This is a genomic window from Fodinicola feengrottensis (genome assembly GCF_010993775.1).
GTDB lineage: Bacteria > Actinomycetota > Actinomycetes > Mycobacteriales > HKI-0501 > Fodinicola > Fodinicola feengrottensis.
The window spans coordinates 73,216-95,216 of the sequence record NZ_WOTO01000009.1 but is presented as its reverse complement, the minus strand read 5'-3'; the positions used below and the strand labels follow the sequence as shown (position 1 = coordinate 95,216).

General features: G+C 65.3%; 23 protein-coding genes and 5 pseudogenes. 15 read left to right on the top strand and 13 right to left on the bottom strand.

Going from position 1 to position 22,001, the window contains the following annotated elements:
* Window positions 1-68: 68 nt before the first annotated feature.
* The 5 genes from GNX96_RS10785 (at window position 69) to GNX96_RS10765 (ending at window position 3,934) form a co-directional block, all read left to right on the top strand.
* Window positions 69-608 (top strand): helix-turn-helix domain-containing protein, encoded by a 540-nt coding sequence (locus tag GNX96_RS10785; RefSeq protein ID WP_163567975.1) that lies wholly within the window; start codon window positions 69-71, stop codon window positions 606-608.
* A 190-nt stretch (window positions 609-798) separates the two neighbouring features.
* On the top strand, window positions 799-1,302 hold the full coding sequence (locus GNX96_RS10780; protein WP_279579968.1) for a hypothetical protein: 504 nt from the start codon (window positions 799-801) through the stop codon (window positions 1,300-1,302).
* The gene (locus GNX96_RS10775; protein WP_163567973.1) at window positions 1,295-2,617 is read left to right on the top strand and encodes a hypothetical protein; all 1,323 of its coding nucleotides are present in this window, start codon (window positions 1,295-1,297) and stop codon (window positions 2,615-2,617) included. Before GNX96_RS10780 ends, GNX96_RS10775 begins: the two co-directional genes overlap by 8 nt.
* The gene (locus GNX96_RS10770; protein ID WP_163567972.1) at window positions 2,568-3,545 is read left to right on the top strand and encodes a GH116 family glycosyl hydrolase; all 978 of its coding nucleotides are present in this window, start codon (window positions 2,568-2,570) and stop codon (window positions 3,543-3,545) included. The genes GNX96_RS10775 and GNX96_RS10770 overlap by 50 nt, the downstream gene beginning before the upstream one ends.
* Window positions 3,518-3,934: a hypothetical protein gene (locus GNX96_RS10765; RefSeq protein ID WP_163567971.1), complete on the top strand. Its 417-nt coding sequence runs from the start codon at window positions 3,518-3,520 to the stop codon at window positions 3,932-3,934. The genes GNX96_RS10770 and GNX96_RS10765 overlap by 28 nt, the downstream gene beginning before the upstream one ends.
* A gap of 66 nt (window positions 3,935-4,000) precedes the next feature.
* Here the strand turns inward: GNX96_RS10765 and GNX96_RS10760 are convergent.
* Window positions 4,001-6,061, bottom strand: a pseudogene (locus GNX96_RS10760) (APC family permease).
* A gap of 757 nt (window positions 6,062-6,818) precedes the next feature.
* On the opposite strand from GNX96_RS10760, the gene GNX96_RS10755 reads away from it, so the two are divergent.
* From GNX96_RS10755 to GNX96_RS10730, 6 genes are all read left to right on the top strand, one after another.
* Window positions 6,819-7,208 carry a hypothetical protein gene (locus tag GNX96_RS10755; protein ID WP_163567970.1) on the top strand — a complete coding sequence of 130 codons (390 nt, stop codon included), beginning with the start codon at window positions 6,819-6,821 and terminating at the stop codon, window positions 7,206-7,208.
* Window positions 7,208-7,831, top strand: coding sequence for a hypothetical protein (locus GNX96_RS10750; protein WP_163567969.1), 624 nt, complete (start codon window positions 7,208-7,210; stop codon window positions 7,829-7,831). The genes GNX96_RS10755 and GNX96_RS10750 overlap by 1 nt, the downstream gene beginning before the upstream one ends.
* Window positions 7,828-8,127, top strand: coding sequence for a hypothetical protein (locus GNX96_RS10745; protein ID WP_163567968.1), 300 nt, complete (start codon window positions 7,828-7,830; stop codon window positions 8,125-8,127). The genes GNX96_RS10750 and GNX96_RS10745 overlap by 4 nt, the downstream gene beginning before the upstream one ends.
* On the top strand, window positions 8,096-9,241 hold the full coding sequence (locus tag GNX96_RS10740) for a hypothetical protein (RefSeq protein ID WP_279579967.1): 1,146 nt from the start codon (window positions 8,096-8,098) through the stop codon (window positions 9,239-9,241). The genes GNX96_RS10745 and GNX96_RS10740 overlap by 32 nt, the downstream gene beginning before the upstream one ends.
* Window positions 9,242-9,245: 4 nt before the next feature.
* Entirely contained in the window at window positions 9,246-9,605 is a 360-nt protein-coding gene (locus GNX96_RS10735) for a hypothetical protein (RefSeq protein WP_163567966.1), read from the top strand.
* 174 nt (window positions 9,606-9,779) lie between these two features.
* Window positions 9,780-10,112, top strand: coding sequence for a hypothetical protein (locus GNX96_RS10730; RefSeq protein WP_163567965.1), 333 nt, complete (start codon window positions 9,780-9,782; stop codon window positions 10,110-10,112).
* 179 nt (window positions 10,113-10,291) lie between these two features.
* On the opposite strand, the gene GNX96_RS10725 is transcribed toward GNX96_RS10730, so the two are convergent.
* Window positions 10,292-11,005, bottom strand: a complete 714-nt coding sequence (locus tag GNX96_RS10725; protein ID WP_163567964.1) for a hypothetical protein — start codon at window positions 11,003-11,005, stop codon at window positions 10,292-10,294.
* 342 nt (window positions 11,006-11,347) lie between these two features.
* A complete protein-coding gene (glnA, locus tag GNX96_RS10720; RefSeq protein WP_163567963.1) occupies window positions 11,348-12,772 on the bottom strand; it encodes a type I glutamate--ammonia ligase in 1,425 nt (474 codons plus the stop codon).
* Between the two features lie 170 nt (window positions 12,773-12,942).
* On the opposite strand from glnA, the gene GNX96_RS10715 reads away from it, so the two are divergent.
* Window positions 12,943-13,368: an RDD family protein gene (locus tag GNX96_RS10715; protein ID WP_163567962.1), complete on the top strand. Its 426-nt coding sequence runs from the start codon at window positions 12,943-12,945 to the stop codon at window positions 13,366-13,368.
* A gap of 7 nt (window positions 13,369-13,375) precedes the next feature.
* Here the strand turns inward: GNX96_RS10715 and GNX96_RS10710 are convergent, their stop codons facing one another.
* The 4 genes and pseudogenes from GNX96_RS10710 to GNX96_RS10695 form a co-directional block, all read right to left on the bottom strand.
* Window positions 13,376-14,092, bottom strand: coding sequence for a DUF4191 domain-containing protein (locus tag GNX96_RS10710; RefSeq protein WP_163567961.1), 717 nt, complete (start codon window positions 14,090-14,092; stop codon window positions 13,376-13,378).
* Window positions 14,093-14,142: 50 nt separating this feature from the next.
* Window positions 14,143-14,911 (bottom strand): annotated as a pseudogene (locus GNX96_RS10705) (lysophospholipid acyltransferase family protein).
* A gap of 341 nt (window positions 14,912-15,252) precedes the next feature.
* Window positions 15,253-15,633 carry a hypothetical protein gene (locus GNX96_RS10700; RefSeq protein ID WP_163567960.1) on the bottom strand — a complete coding sequence of 127 codons (381 nt, stop codon included), beginning with the start codon at window positions 15,631-15,633 and terminating at the stop codon, window positions 15,253-15,255.
* Entirely contained in the window at window positions 15,630-15,872 is a 243-nt protein-coding gene (locus GNX96_RS10695; protein WP_163567959.1) for a TetR family transcriptional regulator, read from the bottom strand. The genes GNX96_RS10700 and GNX96_RS10695 overlap by 4 nt, the downstream gene beginning before the upstream one ends.
* Before the next feature lie 91 nt (window positions 15,873-15,963).
* Here GNX96_RS10695 and GNX96_RS50660 point away from each other — a divergent pair.
* Window positions 15,964-16,575: pseudogene (locus GNX96_RS50660) on the top strand (FAD-dependent monooxygenase); the annotation flags it as partial.
* 151 nt (window positions 16,576-16,726) lie between these two features.
* Window positions 16,727-17,419, top strand: a complete 693-nt coding sequence (locus GNX96_RS10685; protein ID WP_163567957.1) for an FAD-dependent monooxygenase — start codon at window positions 16,727-16,729, stop codon at window positions 17,417-17,419.
* Between the two features lie 51 nt (window positions 17,420-17,470).
* Here the strand turns inward: GNX96_RS10685 and GNX96_RS50655 are convergent, their stop codons facing one another.
* Both GNX96_RS50655 and GNX96_RS50650 read right to left on the bottom strand, forming a co-directional pair.
* Window positions 17,471-17,719, bottom strand: a complete 249-nt coding sequence (locus GNX96_RS50655) for an Lrp/AsnC ligand binding domain-containing protein (protein ID WP_279579966.1) — start codon at window positions 17,717-17,719, stop codon at window positions 17,471-17,473.
* Entirely contained in the window at window positions 17,631-17,915 is a 285-nt protein-coding gene (locus GNX96_RS50650; protein ID WP_279580007.1) for an Lrp/AsnC family transcriptional regulator, read from the bottom strand. Before GNX96_RS50650 ends, GNX96_RS50655 begins: the two co-directional genes overlap by 89 nt.
* Window positions 17,916-18,114: 199 nt before the next feature.
* On the opposite strand from GNX96_RS50650, the gene GNX96_RS10675 reads away from it, so the two are divergent.
* Complete coding sequence (locus tag GNX96_RS10675) at window positions 18,115-19,686, top strand: MFS transporter (protein WP_279579965.1); 1,572 nt, start codon at window positions 18,115-18,117, stop codon at window positions 19,684-19,686.
* A gap of 81 nt (window positions 19,687-19,767) precedes the next feature.
* Here the strand turns inward: GNX96_RS10675 and lipA are convergent.
* The 4 genes and pseudogenes from lipA to GNX96_RS50640 form a co-directional block, all read right to left on the bottom strand.
* Window positions 19,768-20,757 (bottom strand): annotated as a pseudogene (gene lipA / locus GNX96_RS10670) (lipoyl synthase).
* Window positions 20,758-20,914: 157 nt separating this feature from the next.
* Window positions 20,915-21,139, bottom strand: coding sequence for a DUF397 domain-containing protein (locus GNX96_RS10665; RefSeq protein WP_279579964.1), 225 nt, complete (start codon window positions 21,137-21,139; stop codon window positions 20,915-20,917).
* Between the two features lie 91 nt (window positions 21,140-21,230).
* On the bottom strand, window positions 21,231-21,644 hold the full coding sequence (locus tag GNX96_RS50645; RefSeq protein ID WP_279579963.1) for a DUF5753 domain-containing protein: 414 nt from the start codon (window positions 21,642-21,644) through the stop codon (window positions 21,231-21,233).
* 152 nt (window positions 21,645-21,796) lie between these two features.
* Window positions 21,797-21,976: pseudogene (locus GNX96_RS50640) on the bottom strand (helix-turn-helix domain-containing protein); the annotation flags it as partial.
* Window positions 21,977-22,001 lie beyond the last annotated feature (25 nt).

Genomic DNA, 22,001 nt, shown 5'->3' with positions numbered 1-22,001 from the left:
CTCTATCCACCATGGGACAACCTTTCTCGCGTTTTGCGAACGGTATCACCGCGTGAGATTGTTGGGTAGTGGACACCTTGGAACTGCTGGCGCACCCGGCCCGGCTGCGGATCGTGCACGCCATGCGCGGCGGTCGTACGCTCACCACCGCCCAGCTCAGCGAGCGGCTGCCGGACGTGTCGAAGGCGATGGTCTACCGGCACGTCGACCTGCTCGCGGCCGGCGGCATCCTGGAAGTGGTCGAGGAACGGCGCGTACGCGGTGCGGTCGAGCGCCACTATCGGTTGCGCCAGGACCGGGCGTCCGTCGACGCCGACGCGGTCGCGGCACTGTCGCCCGAGGATCATCGGCGTGCATTCGCGGCGGTGGTGGCCGTGTTGGTCGCCGAGTTCAACGCGTACCTCGACCGCCAGAACGCCAACCCGGCGGCCGATCCGGTCGGCTACCAACAACACGGGATTTGGCTCAATCACGAGGAACTCGTCGCCATGGTTGAAGAACTCCGGGCCGCGATCCTGCCGCGGCTGGCCAACCCGGCCACCCCCGACCGCGCCCGGTATCTGCTCACTCCGATCCTGTTTCCGAGCGAGGAACCCGCCGCCGGCTGAGGCCACTGTCGGCCCACCTCCTTGACCGTCGTCTGGGTCGTCGTTACGTTCATCGGAAATCGATTTCACATCCTTTATGTCGCCTTATGTGGGAGCGCCGATGACTGATGACACTGCGAGAAAGCTGTGCGGCGGCGGGGGGGTCAATCGGCGAGTCTTCCTGAGCCCCGGGGCCATCGGGATCGGAGCGATGTCGCTGCCCGAGCGGGCTGCCGCGTCCATGGGCATCAGCTCGCAGAACCTTGTCGAGGTGCCGGCGGACAAGCACCTGTCCGCCGAGTTCGTGGCGGAGCTGACCGCTCGCGGGATGCCCACCGAGGTCACCGGCGCCGCGCTGGGAACGGTGGGAATGCCGGTCGGCGGAGCCTGTGCGGGGCAGGTCTATCTGTCTGGTGACGGTCGGTTGTGGCTCTGGGATGTGGACAACCCGCGGAATTTCCGGCAGGGCGGCGCGATTTGCAACGGGCCGCATTACGTGGACCCGCTGCAGGTCAGTTCGCCATTTCGAAACGGCTTCGCCGTACGGGTCGGCGGCGATGGCCCGGCTCGGACGAAATCGTTGGACAGCAAGGGTTTTGAGAAGGTGTCGTTCGTCGGGCGATATCCGGTAGGGCGGGTCGAGTACGCCGAACCATGGTTCACTGGCGGTCTCACTGGAAGCCAGCTCGACATTCGTACCGACCTCGGTGGCTGACTCCACCCTTCCCGCGGTGTGCCTGTCCTACACCATGCGCAACACCGGAAACCACCCGATCACCGCGACCATCGCCGGGTGGACGGACTCGCCGATCAACCTGGACAGCCGTGGGACCCAGCCGATCATCTTGCGCAGCAAGACATTCCAGACCGGTGAAGCGCGCGGCGTGGAGTTTTCCGGCGCGCCCGGCCAACTCGGAGCGCCGCGCGAGGACATTCTGTTCGAGGACTGGGAACGCGGCACGTACGCGCCGTGGACGGTAGAGGGGACCGCGTTCGGGCCTGGGCCGCTCACCAGGGCCGAGATGTCGGCGTACATGAAAGGCTCAGGTGACATGCACATCACCGGCGACCGATTCGTCACGTCGCAGAACTTTCGGGGCCCGGCCGGTGATACTCAGAAAGCCGACGACGAGACCGGCAAACTCACCAGCCCACCCTTCATCGTTTCCCGCCGGTACGTCGCGGCCGCGGTCGGCGGCGGCGCGTGGATCGGTGAAGCCTGCCTCAACGTGATTGTCAGCGGTCAGGTGGTCGCGAGTTTCACCGGCGCGAATGCTGAGCCGATGCTCACTCAGTGGTACGACGTCAGCGCGTACGAAGGAAAGACGGCCACTATCGAGATCGTGGACAGCCGGATTGGCGGCTGGGGTCATGTCAACTGCGACCGGATCTGGTTCACCGACAAGCCGGCCGAGGTGATCGCGTACGAAGATCTACCTGATCACGGCACTTTCGCGCTGGCGGCCTTGGAATCCGACGCGACCGTGAAGCCTTCCATCGCGAATGCCGACTCGCTGGATGCCATTTTCGACGGCATCGCTGGACCTACCGAAGTCGCGCCGGGCGATGGCACCATCACGGCCGCCGTCAGTGTGCCTGTCCACCTGCGTCCGGGTCAGACTCGTACGGTCCGGTTCGCCGTCGTGGTTCTTTCCCAAGCCGTCGCCGTTTTTCTCCGCGGTGCAGGACTATTCGAGCGTACGAAAGCACTACCAGAACGACTTTTCCAGTGCCAGCAAGGTGATCGCCCGGGTCGCCGGCAGCGCTGGCGCCGCCGCACTGGCCGCGACTCGCCTGTGGGAAACAACCTGGTATGCCGATTCGACACTGCCGCACTGGTTCCTGGAACGCACTCTCGCCCCCGCGTCCACGCTCGCGACGATGACCTGTCAGTACTTCGCCAACGGTCGGTTTTACGCCGAGGAGGGAATCTATTCCTGCGACGGCACCTGCCAGCACGTGTGGGGTTATGCGCAGTCGGTGGCGAGGCTTTTTCCCGAGTTGGAGCGCTCGGCCCGGGAGATCGGTGACCTCGGCACCGGATTCGATCCGGCCACCGGCCAAATGGGTTTTCGGCAGGAGGCCGACCGTACGTGGGCCGCGGACGGACAGTCCGGCACGATCCTGCGGATTTATCGCGAGCACCTGATGTCGGTTGACGACAGTTTTCTGCGCCGGGTCTGGCCGAGGACGAAGCTGGCGATCCAGTTCCTCATCAATCAGGATGCGGCCGACGGTCATGGCGCCGATGGCGTCCTGGAGGGGCGCCAGCACAACACCCTCGATCAGGACTGGTACGGCGAAATTCCATGGCTGACCGGGCTTTACGTGGCGATGTTGCGAGCCGCCGTGGCGATGGCCGGCGAGGTCGGCGACAGCGCTTTCGCGGCTACCTGTCAGGCGTTGGCCGACAGGGGAAGCGGATACCTGAACGACAGCCTGTGGAATGGCACGTACGGCTATTTCGAGCAGAAACTCGACCGGGCACACCTGTCGGCGACGAACTCCAACCGCGGCTGTTTCATCGACCAGCTTTTCGGTCAGAACTATGCCCTTCAGCTAGGGCTGCCGAGGGTTTTCGACAAAACCAAGACCGACACCGCCCTGGCCAATATCTACCGGAACAACTTCCTGCCCGACCCGGCGGCGTACGCGAGAACCAAAGGAATCAAGGGCCCGCGCCGGATCTACAACGAGGACGGCGAGCCCGGCACGATCATGTGCACGTGGCCGTACGGTGGGAATGACATCGCGCCAGGTGCCGGCGTTCCCGGGCTGGTGGGCTATTTCGACGAGGTCTGGACCGGGCAGGAATACCAGCTTGCTGCGCACCTGATCGGGGAGGGGATGATCACCCAGGGGCTGGCCGTGATCCGAGCCATCCACGACCGATACTCGGCCAGTAAACGCAACCCGTACAACGAAATTGAGTGCTCCGATCATTACAGCGCGCGATGATGAGCCACGGCGTCTATCTCGCCGCGTGCGGCTACAGCTATCACGGCCCGGCCGGTCGTCTCGGCTTCGCACCGAAAATCAGTCCAGACAACTTCGCCGCGGCATTCACGGTCGCCGCTGGCTGGGGAAGCTACCGGCAGACCCGGCGGACCCACCAACAGGTCAGTTCCATCGACCTTCGCTACGGCACCCTCACGCTGCGGTCTTTCAGCACGGAACTACCAAAATCCTGTCGTTCCGTGGAGGTCAGCCTGCTCCGGCACGGCAGCCACCTGCGGGTAGTGGATGGTCGTCTCAGCACCGATGGCGATCAGGTAGTCGTGACCTTCGACAGGGCAGTGGAACTGGTGGCCGGTGACGAACTCAGCCTCGTGTACGTCACGTCGTGACCTTCGCGAGGGTGAGGTTGAACCCAAGAGGCATATTGACCCCAGAACGTCACCTTCGGCGTTGAGTTAGTCGACGGCGGCGGGTTCGCGGTGGTGGTCGGCAGGGGAGGGGTTGGCTGGTGGAGAGGGCAGGTGTGGGTCGGCGATGCCGCGGCGCACCTCGCCGGGGCTGTGTTGCGGGCGGCGGCGGTGCGGGCCGATGCTGGATTCCAGCTGCCACGGCACACTGGTCACCATCACGCCCGGTTCGAACAGCAGCCGGCCCTTCAGCCGCAGCGCGCTTTGGTTGTGCAGCAGGTGTTCCCACCAGTGCCCGACGACGTATTCCGGGATATAGACGCAAACCACATCCCGGGTGCTGACCCGTCGGATGTTCTTCACGTACTCGACCAGTGGCCGGGTGATCTCCCGGTACGGTGACTCGACGACGGTCAGCGGCACCGGAATGTTGTGTTCTTCCCATTCCGTACGAAGAGCCTGCGTTTCCTTGTCGTCCACGTTCACGGTGATCGCGGTCAGCGTGTCCGGTTTGCTGGCCCGCGCGAAAGCGATCGCCCGTAGCGTTGGCTTGTGCAATGTGGACACTGGTACGACGGCGTGTACGCGGCTGGGCAGGATGTCGCTGGTGGCGTCCGGCCGGAGCTGCTCGCGGACTCGGCTGTAATGTCGGTGAATACTGCGCATCATCACGTAAAGCACCGGAATCGCGATCACCACGAGATAGGCGCCGTTGATGAATTTCGTAGCCATCACGACCACCAGGACCACACCAGTGATGCACGCACCGAATGCGTTGATGAACCGAGAGCGGTGGATCCGCAGCCGCTCGGCCGTGCTCGTCGCATGCGGCAGCGCCCCCTGTTCCAGTGCCGCACCATGCCGGCCTGGCAGAGTGTGAAGGACGTGAAAACGCCGACAATGTAGAGCTGGATCAACCGGGTCGTCGAGCCGTCGAACACCACGATGAGGACGCCCGCCACGCCGGCCAGCGCGATGATGCCGTTCGAGAAGGTCAGCCGGTCGCCACGGGTGTGCAGCTGCCGAGGCATATAACGGTCCTGCGCAAGAATCGAGCCCAGCAACGGAAAGCCGTTGAACGCGGTGTTCGCCGCGAGGATCAGGATCAGCGCGGTGGTCGCTTGGATGTAATAGAAGAAGACGTTATGGTCACCGCCGAAAACGGCAGCCGCGATCTGTGCGATCACCGTTCGCTGCGGAGTTGTCGCGCAGGCCGCGAATCCGGTCAGGTCACACGAGTTCTCCGCGATCCTGACCTTGGTGATCAGCGCCAACACGGTGATCCCGGCGAACATCGCGATGGAGAGCACTCCCATCGCGGTCATCGTACGGGCCGCGTTCAGGCTCTTGGGTTTGCGGAAAGCCGGCACCCCCCGTTGGAGATCGCCTCGACCCCTGTCAGTGCCGTACAACCTGAGGAAAACGCCCTCAGGACAAGGAAAACCACCGCGATGGTAGTCAGGTTCACCGACTCCGGATGAATTCCGTAGCCGGCGCTCTCGGCCACCGGCGGGTGCCCGCTCGCGGTCCGGACCAGGCCGATCACAATGGTGACCAGCACGCCGACCACGAACGCGTACGTCGGCACCGCGAACGCGCGGCCCGACTCGCGGACGCCCCGAAGATTCATGGCTGTCAGCACCACGATAAAGCCGAGGTTCAGGCCAAGTCGATACGGATTCAGTTCCGGGATCGCCGAAATAATGTTGTCCACGCCGGCGGCCACCGAGACCGCCACCGTCATGATGTAGTCGACCAGCAGCGCCGCCGCGACCCCAGCCCGGCCGAGCGGCCCAGGTTGCGGCTGGCCACCTCGTACGAGCCGCCGCCGGTCGGATAGGCGCGGACGACCTGCCGGTACGAGATCACCACCACGGTCAGCAGGCCGATGACGGCAAGGCCGACCCACGGTGCCAGGTGAAAGAAGGTCAGCCCGGCGAGACTGAGGATCAGCAGGATTTCCTGGGTCGCATAGGCAACCGAGGACAGCGGGTCGCTGGCGAAGATCGGCAGCGCGACCCGCTTGGGCAGCAAAGTCTCGCCCAACTTGTCGCTGCGGAACGGCCGACCGACCACCAGCCGCTTTAACCACGAGGTGGGAGACGGCACGTCCGGAGCATAAGGAGCCACGACCTACCGGCGGCAGATCCAGCCGTGTATGGATCCCGTTAAGATTGATCCGCGGGCCGTTCGAGCTGCGTCAAGACTGTGCCGGTCGACACAGCTCCCGGTCTAGAATCCGCTGCTTTCATCACCCATGTTTTGTGGCTGGGGGACGACGTAAACGGCGGGTTCAGCAGACTATTTTCTGTCGGAATCGGCGCCACCACGGCGCAGGCCGTATCGATCGGAATGTCGATCGGAACGTCGATCGGAAGACCATCGGCGGGGGCCGATCGTGATCAGGTCGGCCGCTGGCCGCGGAAGTTCGATGCCACCGGGTGGCAGGGGCAACCGGACCGGCGACAGTCGAGTGCCCGAACTCCGGAGATCCATGGGATAGCTCCCTCGCATTTCCACGCCCACTTCGTTGTGGCCGCGCGGGTGAACCAGCATGGCACTCGCGCCGTGTAGGTGCTTGCCGTCGCTCTTTCGCTCCTATGTTTCACCTGTGAATTGAAGAAAAGACGCCGTCTGGACACGCAAAAAGTATTTGGCATCCTGCATACCGTGAGGAGTTTGTCCGAACAGTCCGATTTTTGTCGTAGAATGCCAGGTGTTGCTGTCGTGTGGTCTGCCTCACAATGGCGACGAGCGTGACAGTCATATTTCTTATGTACGGGCAGTTGCGCGCACCCGGCACAGGTGCCGTGGTCGGCTGGACCGTAAGGGTGCCGGGGTGGGGTGGACATCGCATAATGGTCGGATGCAGCAGGCGACCGCGATCCAGATGCTCGGTGCCGGCGCGTTCGGCTTCCTGATCGGCTGGTTTGTCTACTACATCAACCGGCACCGCTCCTCGCCGGTCCGGTTCGCCGACATCGCCGGCCTGGTTGGTGCGGTCGGCGGCGGCGCGGTGCTGGCGCTGTTCCCGGCTGGGACCGACTTGTTCGGCGCGTACGGCATTGGCCTGTTCCTGGGCTTCTTCGGCTATCTGGGGATCCTCGCGGTGCTGGTGATCTCGTCGCGGAACTTCGGCGTCGACTACTTCATCGACGGGCGACGCAAAGGACCGGCGCCGGACGAGAAGGTCCCGGACGGTCCAGGTGGTGGTGGCGCGATGGGCGAGACCGCGGAATCGGGCCCGCGGCGCTGATGACCGAACCGCTTGTCTTCAGTTTCGGTGCTATCGCGCCTCTTGTCCCGCGCTACGGCGACACCACGATGCACGTCATGCTGTCGATTCGGGCCGAGCCAAACGACAACGGCCGCTGGGTGACCGATGCCGACCTGGTCATCCACGGCGTCGGCGGCAGCAAGATCACCGATCTTCGGGAGTCCGGTGGGCTGGCGCTGGCGCCTCCGGAGCAGGACGGGGTACGGGTTCGGCTGACCGGTTGGCTCGCGGGTACGCGATATCTCTACCTGGTGCTGCGACTGCCGTGGTCAGGTCCTGGCGGGGGCCTCTGCGCGCAGGTTTGGCTGCTGGACCCGGCGGCCCCGGACGGTGCGAATATATTGGCCAGTACCGAAATCCGGGTGAGTTCAGCGCCTCCCTATTCGCCGCCCGCGTTCGGAGCCAGCCAGCAAGGACAGCAACCTGGCCCGCCACTGGGATCCCACGATCCGCAGGCCTGGATGGGGGGGAGCAATACCGGAGGCGGCAGATCAGCGCAGCGCCCTACCCCCATCCCGCCGAGCCGGCCGAAGAATCTGAGCCGGCGCAGGAATGGGAGCTGCTTCGCCCACGTCCGGTGCCACTGTCGCCGGCGGTGGTGAACACCGGTTTCGCGCTGCCCCGGTCGCCGGCCACCCCGCTCAGCCCGGACTATGCGCTGGCCACTGGCGGCCGTTACCTCTTCTGGCTGGACATTGGCCGGCTGGTCGCCGAGTCGATCGAGCGTACGCCCATGATGCTGCCGCCCGGGTTGCCCACCGGTGCGGTGCTCACCGTCGCGCTTTTTTTGTGTGCCAGAAGGAATTGGCATCGATCCGGACCGTGCCGTCGGGCGGCTCACGTTGCGTACGAACGGAACGGCCTTCGTGTCGTACCAACCGTCCCCTGTGGACAGTGAGGTCGGCGCCGAGCGGTTGTTCTTCCCCGTCGATACGCCGGCGAAATCCGGCACGGCCCGGCTGTGGTGCCATATTTACTGGCGGCAGGTGTTGTTGTTGCAGTCCAGGCTCATCCAGGCCGAGGTGGCGAGCTCGTCGATTCTGGCGCCGCACGCGATCACGTCCACTGTGGACTATCGGCTCGCGGATCCAGATGACGCGATTTACCAGCCACGGCAACCAGAACACGCAGCGAGCGTCACTATCGGCCAGGAAGGCGGCACACACGTGCTGCGGGTGATGGCCACCGACGGGCGAGACCTGCTTCGCGCGGAGGCGACCCTGGGCGAAGGTCAGCTCGGCAACCAGATCCAGCTGGCCAGGAGCGCACTGCGCAGGGTGGCGTGGGGGGGCAGTGAGGAGCCGTGGCAGCCCGGCCAGGACTATCGGTACGAGCGGCCGCCGTCGTTGGAGCAGGTCACCAGCGACCTGATCTTGTTGGCTGTGAACGGTTATCGGCTGCATCACCTGCTGCTGCAGGCGCTCGGCCGCGGCGTCGGCGCGGACCCCGTACGACGTCGCGGACCGGGTCGGGAAAAGCGTTTGCGCAGCCCGGGTTTCGTGCAGATCGCGCTGACTCGATCGGCCGGGCATGTGGTGCCGGCCGCGATGCTTTACGACCTGCCGCTGGACAGCAACGCTGCGAACCTCAGCCTGTGTGCCGATTTTGTGGCTTCCGCTGAGAAAGGCGAACTCTTCGGCAGCGCATGCCTGACTGGTACGTGCAAACAGGCCAGCGAGCCGGATCCGCGGCTAGTCTGCCCCGGCGGCTTCTGGGGGTTCCGGCACGCGCTGGGAATCCCGTTGTCCATCGGGGGTGGGCCGGCGGTGCCGATGACGCTCCCGTACCGCGACGGGGTCGCGTTGGCGGGCGGTGTCTATCAGGATTTTCCCTCTGCTCAAGGACATGTTGAGGCCTTGCGTGGACTCGTGCGGTGGCGGGACTACCGGATGGGCCGGGATCGCCTGGGCACCCTGGAAGCGCTCGGCGAGCAGGCGCAGATCGTTTATTTCTACTGCCACGGCGGAGTCGAGGGCGACGTGCCGTACTTGCGGGGGGCCGGCCGACGGTGATCCGGTGATCACGCCCGACAACCTCTATCAGCGACGGATCCGCTGGTCGCTCAGCCGGCCGCTGGTTTTTCTCAACGGTTGCAGGACAACCGAGCTGAGCCCGGAGCGGGCGATCGAGTTCGTCAGCTTCTTCGTCCAGGACGCGTGGGCGAGCGGGGTGATCGGCACCGAGATCACCGTGTTCGAGCCGATGGCGGCCGCTTTCGCGCAGGACTGCCTGCACGCTTTTCTCGTTGAGGGCCACCCGATCGGCGCGGCGGTCACCCGCGCCCGTATTTCGCTGCTGGCGGCCGGAAACCCGCTCGGCCTCGCGTACATCCCGTACGTACTGCCCTCGATTCGGATGGAAAAACAGGGTTTGTGACCGTTTGGGTGGGTGAGGCTCCCAAGATCAACTACCGATAGGGTGCGTTTGTGCCTGAACGGCTGGGGTTCCGGATGGAGATCATGGTGCTGCCCGGAGCGACCGAGGTGCATGCCCTCGTGTCGGTCAACGGCCGCCGGGCCAGCGCCCGCGGAGCCCGAGACAGCACTGTTGGTGCAGCTGGTTTCGGGCGCAACAGTCCGGTTTTTGCGGCAAAGCAGGCCAGGTCGCGAGGAGCTCGTCCGACGCGACGGCGAGCCCGGCTACCGCACCGGCGGGTGGGCGGCTGCGCAGGCCCGCGAGTTCCACCTCTGCGTCGCCGTGCCGGCCTTCGCGGACGGCCAGAAACGCGTGGTGGCCCGCGTCCTGCTCGTACGCCTGGGCACCGACCCGGCCACCCTCGCCGAGGGCACCGTGCTGGCGGGCCGCTCCGAGGGCTTCATCGCCCCGCCGCCACCCCTCCCCCCCCCGCCAGCGATAGGCCCGACGTCGAGTGCGGGACTTTAACCCGCACTCGACGCCGAGAGCGGGATAAAGTCCCACACTCGAAGAAAATCTCGCCCTCGCTCCCGGAGACCCGACCACCCAAGGACCACGCTCTTCGCGCGAGTCGGTGGATGCAGGCCAGCGCACGGATCGCGTCGATGCGGACAACGCAGCGGAGGGGAGGAAACGGCGGGTGAGGGTCAGCTCCAGGTCCAGAAGTAGCGGCCGTCGGCGTTCCAGGTGACGGGCACGGTCGTACGGATCGCGAACGCCATCCCCTTGCCCTTGGCGATGTACTGCGTACGGTCGATCTGCAGCCCGTACGCGTGCGCGTTGTCGTCCCACCACTGCTCGTGCTGCGTAATGCAGCGCTGGCCGGAGAAGTAGGCGTTCGAGCACCCGGTCGGCGCGCCCCACACCTGCCGGTGCCGGAAATGCACGACCGACCCGTTCACTGTCGACGTGATCGTGCCGGTCGCGTCCAGGCAGTAGCCGGCGGCCGGGATCGTCCACTTCGCATAGTGTTGGCGGCCGCCGTCCGATGGCACCACGGTCATGCCGGTGCAGCTGGCGGTGCCGAGCGTCTCGGAGGTGACCCGCTGGACTTCGGTCACCGGCTTGCCGGCGCCGCCGGAGTAGTAGTCCAGCTCAACCCAGTCACCGCTGCGCAGGAAATGCTCAGCGGAGGCCGGCGGCCACTGCGCTGGGTCGCCCCAGGAGATGTCGCTGGTGGTGGCGCTCTGGGGGTTCCACGCCCACTGCCCGCCGACCTGGCCGCCGGCCCAGTACTGTCCGGCCGTACGACCGAACATCAGCGAATAGTCACCGTACGTCTCGGTGGCGGCGCTGGCCGGCGCTGGAATGACCGTAATGAGACCAAGGGCAGCGGCCATTAGCGCTAAACGCTTTCGCACTGAGAACTCCCGAGATAGGGCGGACGGAACCGCCGCCATTGTGCCCCATCGCGTCGACCGCACGGCCGCCGAACCTTGGGCTCCTTCCACGTGGGCTCGGCTCTCGCCGCCGAGGGTGGAGAGGTACGGCCTAGGTTGCTCTGGTGGACCAGCAAGCGGAATACCACTCCTTGGCCAAGGCCGCTCGACACTCCGGCGCTCTCCAGCGGGCAGTCGTCCTCGCCGGTTGGGTTGGTACGGGCAAACCCGTCACAGCCACCGGTCTCCCTCGTCTGGCCGACGTTGCGAGCGTACGACAGCGGCGGCCGAGGGTGAACCTCGACCGCCGCTGAATCGTACGGATTAAACGTCGTAATAAAGGGCGAACTCGTGCGGGGTCGGGCGGAGGCGGATCGGGTCGATCTCGTTTTCCCGCTTGTAGTCCACCCAGGTCTCGATCACGTCAGGGGTGAACACGTCGCCGGCGAGCAGGTATTCGTTGTCGGCTTCCAGAGCGTCCAGCACCTCCGGCAGCGAGCCAGGCACCTGGGCCATGCCGGCGAGTTCCTCCGGGGGCAGCTCGTAGAGGTCCTTGTCGACCGGCGCTGGCGGCTCGATTTTGTTCTTGATGCCGTCCAGGCCCGCCATCATCATCGCGGAGAAAGCGAGATACGGGTTCGAGGACGGGTCCGGCACCCGGAATTCCAGCCGCTTGGCCTTGGGGTTGCTGCCGGTGATCGGGATACGCGTACAAGCCGACCGGTTGCGCTGCGAGTAGACCAGGTTGACCGGTGCCTCGAAGCCTGGCACCAGCCGCCGGTACGAGTTCACCGTCGGGTTGGTGAAGGCGAGCAGCGACGGCGCGTGCGAGAGCAGGCCGCCGATATACCAGCGGGCCAGGTCCGACAGACCCGCGTAGCCGGTCTCGTCGTAGAACAGCGGCACGCCCTCTTTCCACAGCGACTGGTGGCAGTGCATGCCGGAGCCGTTGTCACCGAACAGCGGCTTGGGCATGAACGTCGCGGTCTTGCCAGCCGCCCAGGCGGTGTTCTTCACGATGTACTTGAACAGCTGCAGGTTGTCCGCCGAGTGCAGCAGCGTGGAGAACCGGTAGTTGATCTCCGCTTGGCCGGCCGTACCGACCTCGTGGTGCGCACGCTCGACCAGCAGGTCGACACCCATCAGCTGGGTGGTGATCTGGTCGCGTAGGTCGGCGTAGTGGTCGACCGGCGGGACCGGGAAGTAGCCGCCCTTGTAGCGGGTCTTGTAGCCGAGGTTCTTGCCGCCCTCCTCAGCGCCGGTGTTCCACTGACCCTCGATCGAGTCGATGTAGTGGTACGCGCTGTTGGCGGTCTGGTCGTACCGCACCGAGTCGAAGATGTAGAACTCCGCCTCAGCGCCGAAGTACGCGGTGTCCGCGACGCCGGAGGCGGCCAGGTATTCCTCGGCTTTCTTGGCGATGGTGCGCGGGTCGCGGCTGTACGGCTCGCGGGTGAACGGGTCGGCGATGAAGAAGTTCAGCGCGACGGTCTTCTGCTCCCGGAACGGGTCGAGAAACGCGGTCGTCTCGTCCGGCACCAGCAGCATGTCGGACTCGTGGATCTGCTGGAATCCGCGGATCGACGAGCCGTCGAAGGCAAGCCCGTCGGCGAGGGTGTCCTCGGTGAACGACTCGACCGGCACGTTGAAGTGCTGCATCACGCCGGGCAGGTCGCAGAAGCGGACGTCGACGAACCTGACGTCCTCCTTCTTCAGGTATGCCAGAAGCTCGTCTTGGCTGGAAAACATCCGTCCTCCGTCGCGGTTCGGGTGATGCGTCCAAGCTACGAACGCGGCGTTGCCCGTCCGTATCCCCATTGTTTCGAGCAGGTTACGGCCGACGTGACGATCACCATGGTCGGGCGCCTGGTGACCGGCTCGCTACGCTGGCAGCTGTGGGCAGTCAGGCGAGTAACGAGATGACCGGTGATCATACGGCCGAGCACCGGGGTGCGCTCCTCGGACTGCCGGCATCGGGGCCAGGGGCGTTGGCTGGCTTCGGGCGTCGGCTCGCGGCCCTCGTTGTCGACGGCCTGCTGTCGGTGCTGGTCGCCCTCGCGGTGGTGAGCCTGGTGACCGGCCACCCGCAACCGCCAGGCACGTGGTCGGCGGTCGCCCTCTTCGTGGAATACACGTTCTTCGTGGGGTTTTTCGCTCAAACGCCGGGCATGCGAGTGCTGGGTATCGCGTGCGTACGGCTGCCCGACGGTGGCCCGCTGGGGCTGTGGCGGGCAGCCGTACGAGCGGCCCTGCTGCAACTGTTCGTACCAGCCGTCATCACCGACGAAAACGGCCGCGGCTGGCACGACCGCGCCGTCCAGTCGGTCATGGTTCGTACGAAATAAGCCCGCTCTAGGTCCGGGGGGAGCGGGCGCTCTTGGGCATCCGGGCGCCCTTGGGCATCGGGCCCTTCGGGATCGGCATGTTCGGGCCGGAAATGGCGACCATCCGCTTCTGCAGGGCGGTGACCTGTTTCCCGGTGAGGTTCCGCGGCAGCTTCAGGAAATGTCGCTGCAACTTGTCCAGCGGGACCTGCCCCTCCTCGGAGCCGACCACCACGCGGTAGATCTCGATCCCGCCAGTGACGCGCGAGACCCGCTTCATCTCCTGGCTGAACAGGTGCTTCAGCCGGTTCGTGTTGCCCTCGCCGACCAGCACCACACCGGGCTTGCCGAGCACCCGGTGAATCATGTCCTGGTGGGCGTTGAACTGGACGGGCGTCTCCGACGAGATCCAGCCGCCGCGCATTTGCTGGATGACCCCGAGCGCGGCGCCGGGCTGCCCGGCCATCGAGTCATACTGCGCCTTGGTGGCCCGCCGGGTGAAGATGACCATGCCGGCCAGCGCGCCGAGCGCGACGCCCAGCGGCATGCTCTGACCCCAGTAGCCGATGAACAGGCTGACGATCGCCGCGATCAGGATCGGCGCCAGGAAGGCGCCGAGCATCAGCGGCACCAGCAGCTTGTCCCGCTTGCGGGTGATGGTGAAAACCTGCCAGATCATCCCCGCGCGCTCGCGGAAGGTGTTGATGCGCGCGCGGATAGTCGGCTTGTCGGGATCCCTTGCCATGCGGCCAGTCTAGTAACAACGGGTCTTCCGAGCGTCAGGCGGCCAGGCCGCTAGTCGGCGGCCTGACCGGCGCGCTTGCGGGCACGCTCGTCGGCTTCGTCGGCGTCGAGTTTGGTGGCGACTTCCAGCGTTGGGGCAGTGCCGCCGAGGCGGGCGGGCAGCCACCACTTGTCGTCCTCATCGCGCGGTTTGTCCGGATATGAGTCCTGAACTTGGTGCAGCAACTCGGTCATCCGACGGCGCAGCTCGTCGTTGATGACTTCCGGATCGACGCCTTTCGGTACATCCATCGGCTCGCCGATCGCGACAGTCAACGCATACTTGTGGCGGCCGAAGTCGCGTTTGCGGCCCTTGGTCCAGACCCGCTGTGAGCCCCAGATGACGGTCGGCAGGATCGGCACCTTGGCCGAGCGGGCCATTCGTACGGTGCCGGACTTGAAGTCCTTCAGCTCAAACGACTGGGAGATCGTCGCTTCCGGGAAGACACCGACGATCTCGCCGGCCTTCAGCGGTCAAACGCAGCCCGGAAGGAGGCGGCGCCGGCTTCGCGATCGACCGGGATGTGTTTCATGCCGCGCATCAACGGTCCGGACACCCGGTGCCGGAAAACCGAGTCCTTGGCCATGAACCGAACAGCCGTTTGGACGGCAGGGCGGCGAGGCCCGCGAAGGTGAAGTCGAGGTAGCCGACGTGGTTGATGGCCATCACCGCGCCGCCGCTGGCTGGCACGTTCTCGGTGCCCTGCAGGTCGAACCGCAGACCCAGATAGCGGAAAAACGTACGCCCGAGGGCGATTACCGGTGGGTAGACACACCTCAGCCATACGGCGAGGTTAAAGGAGCTGTCGCCCCGCGTCTGCACCGGCCGATGTGAAGGCGGTCTCGGCCTCCCGGCGTTGCCGGGCCCTGGCGGCTCCCTCGCTCATGGCAACCCAGGCATTACGCCGTGCCGTCCGCTGCCCGCCGTGCGGGAGCAGTCGACCGATTGACCACAAGAGGACGTCGCCGAGTGCAGATGCCATGCCGGACTCCGAGCGGTTGGTGGCGCCTTATCTACCTGGACATGCTGCCAGCCTGGCCTGCCAGTGTTGCAGGCGGGTGACGCCGCCGTAACCGTTCGTGACTCGTCTCATGAAGTCGTACGCGTCACCAGGCCACTGATCAGCAGGTCCAGTGCGGCCTCCAGATCGCGTTCGGGGTCGGCGTTCTCGATCGCGTCGAAGAGCCGGCTGAAGTTTCGGGGATGAGGGTCCTGTCGACCTTGGTGCGGTACGGCTTGAGCTGCTCGGCCTCGGCTCGCGTGCTGAACTCCCGGTCGAAGCCGGCGGTCGCCAACATCAGTGACCCGAACACGAGGCCGTTCAGCGCCGACAGCACCTGCCTGGCCTGCACTTCGTCGAGGCCGGCCTCAAAGAGCGCGCCGACCATGTCGTCCAGTGGCAGCAGGGCCGCCGTCGAGGTCGGGTTGGCCCGGTCTTTGGCCACCGCCATTGGCACGATGGGATGTTTCTTGAGCGTCTTGTACATGGCCAGTGCCGTCACCTTGAGTCGCTCAGGCCACGGCAGCGACGGGTCCGCGCGCGCTCGATGCTGGTGTACGCGCGCTCAGCGATGCCGTCGAGGATGTCGGTCTTGTTGGCGACGTGGTTGTAGAGCGACATCGCCTCGACGCCGAGTTTCTTCGCGAGTTTGCGCATGGAAAGACCGTCGAGACCTTCCTCGCTGGCCAACTCCAGGGCTGCGTCAAGGACCTTCTCGCGGTTCAGCTCGCGCCTGGGCATCGCATCTTCTCCGCTCTTGACCTTGACGTAACTTACACCGTATGTGTAATACTTACGTCGTAAGCATACAGCGTAAGTAAGTAGTGGGACAATGACTGACATATTGGTGATTGGTGGCGGACCGACCGGGTTGTTGCTGGCCAGCGAGCTGAAGCTGGCCGGGGCGGAACCTTTGGTGCTGGAGGCGGCCGCGGATGGCGCGGCACGGAGGCGGCGCAGTTTCGGGATGCGTGGCATCAACGGACGCAGTGGGCAGTCGCTGGCCCTGCGCGGGCTGGATGGGCCGGTGGGGGACGCGCAGCGGGCGATGTTCGGCCGGCTGGCGGTGTCCCGCGGCAGCGATGATGAGGATGTCGTCGATGGCCTGCTGAAGATGATGGAGGAAGGCAAAGCAAGAGGGCATTTCGCTGGTTTGCCGCTGGTGAGCGACACCCCAGCCGTCGGCCGAGGGTTCTTGCTGCAGCAGCATTTGCTGGAACAGGTGCTGGCTGAGCGGGCGGAGCAGTTGGGCGTACGCATCTGGTCGGGTTGTGAGGTCGTCGACGTGATCGACGACGGCACTTCGGTGACGGCGATGCTGGCTGATGGTCGATCCGTACGAGCGTCTTATCTGGTCGGATGCGATGGCGGCCGCAGTGTGGTGCGCAAGAGCGCTGGCATTGACTTTGTTGGGACGGACGCGACCATGACCGGGCGTACGGCAGCGGCAACCCTCGCGGATCCCAGCATGATCAAGTCGAGCCTGCGTAGTCCCGGCGGTCTGGTGAACCTGTCGATGGTGCCAGGGGAGATCGCGACCATCGAGTTCACCGGCGGGCCCGCGGACCGGCACGCGCCGCTGACGGCCGCGAGAGATGCAGGACAGCATCCGCCGGGCGAGCGGGAACCCGGGCGTGGTGTTGACCAGCTTCGATGGCGGGGTTCGCTACAGCGACAACACGCGGCAGGCAGCGACTTACCGCCTCGGCCGGATTCTGCTGGCCGGCGACGCGGCACACGTGCATTCGCCGATTGGCGGGCAGGGCCTCAACCTCGGGCTGCAGGACGCGATGAACCTCGGTTGGAAACTTGGTCTCGTCGTACGAGGCATGGCTTCTGATGCGCTGCTCGACACGTACACGACCGAGCGGCACCGGGTCGGGGAGTGGGTGCTGCGGAACACTCGTGCGCAGGTTGCCTTGATGCGTCCCGGCCCGCAGGTCGACGCGCTGCGTGACGTGCTTTCCGAAGTTTTCCCGACCCCTGGGGTTAAGCGGCATTTCATCGCGCTGGCCAACGGCACCGAGATCGACTATTCGCCTTCCGATGACTCGCTGGTGGGGCGCTTCGCCCCTTCGCGGTCTCTCACGTCCGGCAGGGGGCTTGCTGGTTGGCCCGTTTTCGTTGTCTGGCTACGAAGATCGGGTCGAGACGTGCTTCGGCGCTGCCGGAATGCTCGTACGCCCGGATGGCTATGTCGCGTGGGTATCTCCGGACGGCGGCTCGACGGGGGGCTCGCCGAAGCCCTCGACAGCTGGTTCGGCGTACCCGCCGCCCGCGCCGCCTGAATTCGTCCCGCCCGAACGGCCCGCGCGGCCCGAGGTAGGTCGTTCTGCTGACTACATACCCGGCATGGGGACATGCTGATCGCCCAGAATGGAGGCCTCGTCGCCTTCGTCCGCGCTGGGCGGAAGTGGGCGATCTCGCACCGGGCTGCTGTACGCGAGGTTGCTCGTCACCTGTCCGAACGTGAGGAACTTTGCGGTGACACGCTCAAGGTCAGGCATCGACCGGGCGATCAGCTTCAGCAGGAAGCAGTCCTCGCCGGTGATGTAATGCGCCTCCAGGACCTGCGGAGTGCCGTTCAACAGGTCGTAGAAAAACCTTGCCGGCCGGGTTGGTCATCCGGAGGCGAATGAACGCGGTCAGTGGGTATCCAAGGGCGACGGAGTCGACGACGGCCCGGTAGCCCTGAATGACGCCCTGGTCGGTCAGGCGCCGCACCCGGTCCGCGGTGGAGGAGGCGGACATGGAGATCGCCCGCGCCAGCTCCGCGGTGGTCATCCGCCCGTCGTGCTGCAGGAGCTGGAGGATGGCATTGTCGGTCACATCGAGCACTGGTCGTTGATTCACAGGCACAGGGATAATTATAGCCTCGATCCCAAGCCTAAAGTGGCGGGATGCCGCTGGATTCCCATTCCGTTGGGCAGCGAATGCGGCGACGATCTTTGCCATGACCGCTCCCTCTCGTATCCGGAACGGGATGGCACTTACCGCCATCTGTCTTGCCGGGCTCATGTTTGGCCTGGAGATCTCCAGCGTCCCGGTGATCCTGCCGACCCTTGGCAGCGTGTTGCACGGTGGCTTCGCCGACCTGCAATGGATCATGAACTCGTACACCATCGCGTGCGTCACCGTCCTGGTGGCGACCGGTGTCCTCGCGGACCGGTACGGCCGCAAACGGGTGTTCGCGATCACCGTCGCCGCGTTCGGCGTCACGTCACTGCTCTGCGGGTTCGCCCCGAACATCGCTGTGCTGATCCTGGGCCGGTCGCTGCAGGGCCTGAGCGGCGGCGCCATGCTCATCTGCCATGTGGCGATCCTCTCGCACCAGTTCCGGGAGGGGCGGCAGCGCTCCCGGGCCTTCGGGACGTGGGGTCTGGTGTTCGGCTTCGGACTCGGCTTCGGGCCGGTCGTAGGCGGCGGCCTCGTCGCGGTGTTGAACTGGCGCTGGGTCTTCCTCGTCCCCGTGTTCGTTGCCGCGGTCACGCTCGTACTGCTCGCGCTCGGCGTCCGCGAGTCCCGTGACCCCGAGGCCAGGCGGCTGGACATCCGCGGGATCGGCACACTCAGCCTCGCGGTCCTAGGACTGACCTTCTACATCACCCAGGGGGCCGACCTCGGTTTTGTCAGCCCGGTGGAACTGGCGGTCCTTGGGCTGTCCGTCGCGTTTTTCGTCGCCTTCGTCATCGTGGAGACGACCGGCAAGCAGGCAATGTTCCAGTTCTCGCTGTTCCGGATTCGCGCGTTCTCCGGCGCTCTGCTGGGGTGCGTGGGCATGAACTTCAGTTTCTGGCCACTGATCATCTATCTGCCGATCTACCTACAACACGGCCTCGGCTACGACGTAGGCACAGCGGCCGTGGTGTTGCTCGCGTTCACACTTCCCACCCTGGTGCTGCCGCCTATCGCTGAGCGGCTGGCGCTGAAGTATCGGCCGTCAGTGATCATCCCGCTGGGTCTGTACGTCATCGGCGGCGGATTTCTCCTGCTCAACCTCGGCAGTGGTATCGACCATCCAAGCTGGCTGACGATCCTGCCCGGCCTGCTGCTGAGCGGCATCGGGCTCGGGCTGACCTCCACTCCGGTCACCAACACCACCACAGCCTCGGTGCCCAGCAACCGGTCGGGCATGGCGTCCGGGATCGACATGAGCGCCCGATTGGTGACGCTGGCCGTGAACATCTCCGTGATGGGGCTCCTGTTGTCGGTGGGGATCCTGGACAGTCTGCGGGAACGGCTGGCCGGAAAACTGCCTGGACAGCAGGTTCGGGCGTTGGCCACCCACGTGGCGAACGGCGACGATCCAGTGGCGTTGCACCACACGTTCCCGCAACTGACACTCCTGGACCCGACTGGAGGCCTGGTGCCTTCGGCGCTCGCCCGAGGATTCGGCATGGTCACGCTGTACGGCGGGATGGGCGTGTGGGTGCTCGCCACCGCCAGCCTCATCACGTTCGGCCTTTTCCGCAGGTCTGTGTCGACGAGCAGAGTCGTCGAATCCGCGTCCGGGCCCGTCGATGATCATCAACAACGGGAACCCATCAACGACTGACAGACAACCAGGAGATCATCGATGCGTATCGCAGCAGCGCGGGACTCGAACCCGCTGACCCCCACACTGCCAGAACGGGGGTCAGCGGGACAGTAGGGAGCTGGCCTCCTGGGCGGCGGGGCCGGCGGCGCTCGCGGCGGCGGCGAGGTGGGCCAGGTTTGCTGGCAGGGAGTCGCGCCGCGTTTGGTGACGGCCTGCGCGTACAAGCGGCCCGCGCGGTAAGAAGACCGGACCAACGGCCCGGACATGACGCCGGCGAAGCCGATCTTCTCGGCCTCGTCGCGCAGCGACACGAACTCCTCCGGCTTCACCCAGCGGTCGACCGGGTGGTGACGCACGGACGGACGCAGATATTGGGTGATCGTCAGCAGTTCGCAGCCGGCGTCGTGCAGGTCCTGCATGGCCTCGACGACCTCGTCATATTCCTCGCCCATGCCCAGGATCAGGTTCGACTTGGTGACCAGGCCATCGGCGCGGGCGTTGGTGATCACGTCGAGCGAACGCTGATAGCGAAAGCCCGGCCGGATCCGCTTGAAGATCCGCGGCACCGTCTCGATGTTGTGCGCGAGCACCTCCGGCCGCGAGCCGAAGACCTCGGCCAACTGGTCGGGGTCGTTGTTGAAGTCGGGGATCAGCAGCTCGACGCCGGTGCCCGGGTTGACCTCGTGGATCAGCCGTACGGTCTCGGCGTAGAGCCACGCGCCGCCGTCTTCCAGGTCGTCACGCGCGACACCGGTGACGGTCGCATACCGAAGGCCCATCGCCTGTACGCTCGCGGCCACCCGACGCGGCTCGTCCCGGTCCAGCGCGGCCGGCTTGCCGGTGTCGATCTGGCAGAAGTCGCAGCGCCGGGTGCACTGGTCGCCGCCGATCAGAAAGGTCGCCTCGCGATCTTCCCAACACTCGAAGATGTTCGGGCAGCCGGCCTCTTCGCAGACCGTGTGCAGCCCTTCCCGTTTCACCAGGCCCTTCAGCTCGGTGTATTCCGGACCCATCTTGGCCTTGATCTTGATCCATGGCGGCTTGCGTTCGATCGGGGTCTGCGCGTTGGCGCACTTCCAGTCGAAGCATCTTGCGCCCATCAGGCTGCACACTCGTCACCCCAGCACTCTACGTCGCCCGTCAGCCCCGTCGCGAACCCGACGTTTTCGTCGTCAAGACGCCGCTGTCCACGACGAAAACGTCGAGTTCGCGCAGGCTGGCAGGACTCCGTCGTACGGTGCCGGGGTCAGTGCAGTTGGTTAGCCTTCACCGCGGTGAGGAAGTCGGTGAAGGTCGTACGACTGACGGCCAGCACGCCACCGTCCGGGTCTTTCGAATCCCGCAGCCCGATCACGTGTAGTGCTTGGGCGACCTCCACACACTGACCTCCGTTGCCTTGACTTCGAGCGGACTTTCGCCACGCAGCGCCGGAGAAATCCGTGGTCATCATCGAGAAGGCCTCTTCGCGCATCGACTACATGTGTGCGGCCTTCATTCTATCGATCAACGCACGTGAGTCGCCGCTCGTAAGGGCTGCGAACCGTAGACGGTCGAATATGACGCTATAGCGGGTGTATTGCTCCGGTTCCCATAAGTACGTCGCACCGAAGGTCTTCGAGGTAGACGGTCGAGAGCCGCTGTTCGGCCAGATGCATCAACGTAACTGTCGAGGACACCGTGATCCCGCTCGGGTTGGCGAACGGAAGGACCTGCAGGAAGACGTTCGGCAGGTGCGAGATCTGGATGAGATGTTCTAGCTGTTCGCGCATGATTTCGGGACTGCCGAGCACGCGGTGAAGTGCCGCCTCGCTCAACACGACATGCAGTTGAATCGGGTCAGGCTCGCGAGTAAGAACCTCCTGGCGTCGCATCCGTGTTTCGACCTGCCGATCGACCAATCGGGGATCCGCCGCTGGTTCCCATGCCAGCAGAACCGCTCGCGCGTAGTTCTTGGTCTGTAGAAGTCCGGTGACCATCTCGACCTCGTAGAGCCGCATCGTCGTGGCGTCGGATTCGAGTGCCAAAAATCGTTGAAACCAGTCCGGCACGGCGTCGCGATGCATGCCGCTCGCCGATTGCGTTTGGGGATTTTGCCGGCCAGATCGGCAAGGTATGTGCGGCGGCTGAGAGGAGTGTCGTACAGCTCGGTGAGGATCATGACCTCGTCGGGCGTGATGGCCTGCTTGCCGCTCTCGATCTTGCTGATCTTCGGTGGCTGGCCGCTGAGCGCGACCGCCGCTTCGGCGGCGGTGAACCCGGCGTCCTCGCGGAGCTGGCGGAGCTCGATGCCGAGCTGGATCTTGATCATCCGAGGATCGGACAGCGGGGGCACG

Excerpts from the sequence above, each read along its gene's own strand:
- GNX96_RS50645 (WP_279579963.1), bottom strand. The coding sequence starts at position 21,644 with ATGGTCACCGGACTTCTACAGACCAAGAACTACGCGCGAGCGGTTCTG.
- GNX96_RS10710 (WP_163567961.1), bottom strand. The coding sequence starts at position 14,092 with ATGGCAAGGGATCCCGACAAGCCGACTATCCGCGCGCGCATCAACACC.
- GNX96_RS10695 (WP_163567959.1), bottom strand. The coding sequence starts at position 15,872 with ATGCCCAGGCGCGAGCTGAACCGCGAGAAGGTCCTTGACGCAGCCCTG.
- GNX96_RS10715 (WP_163567962.1), top strand. The coding sequence starts at position 12,943 with ATGACCGGTGATCATACGGCCGAGCACCGGGGTGCGCTCCTCGGACTG.
- GNX96_RS10675 (WP_279579965.1), top strand. The coding sequence starts at position 18,115 with ATGGCACTTACCGCCATCTGTCTTGCCGGGCTCATGTTTGGCCTGGAG.
- GNX96_RS10665 (WP_279579964.1), bottom strand. The coding sequence starts at position 21,139 with ATGCGCGAAGAGGCCTTCTCGATGATGACCACGGATTTCTCCGGCGCT.
- GNX96_RS50650 (WP_279580007.1), bottom strand. The coding sequence starts at position 17,915 with ATGACCACCGCGGAGCTGGCGCGGGCGATCTCCATGTCCGCCTCCTCC.
- GNX96_RS10685 (WP_163567957.1), top strand. The coding sequence starts at position 16,727 with ATGCAGGACAGCATCCGCCGGGCGAGCGGGAACCCGGGCGTGGTGTTG.
- glnA (WP_163567963.1), bottom strand. The coding sequence starts at position 12,772 with ATGTTTTCCAGCCAAGACGAGCTTCTGGCATACCTGAAGAAGGAGGAC.
- GNX96_RS10755 (WP_163567970.1), top strand. The coding sequence starts at position 6,819 with ATGCAGCAGGCGACCGCGATCCAGATGCTCGGTGCCGGCGCGTTCGGC.
- GNX96_RS10780 (WP_279579968.1), top strand. The coding sequence starts at position 799 with ATGTCGCTGCCCGAGCGGGCTGCCGCGTCCATGGGCATCAGCTCGCAG.
- GNX96_RS10750 (WP_163567969.1), top strand. The coding sequence starts at position 7,208 with ATGACCGAACCGCTTGTCTTCAGTTTCGGTGCTATCGCGCCTCTTGTC.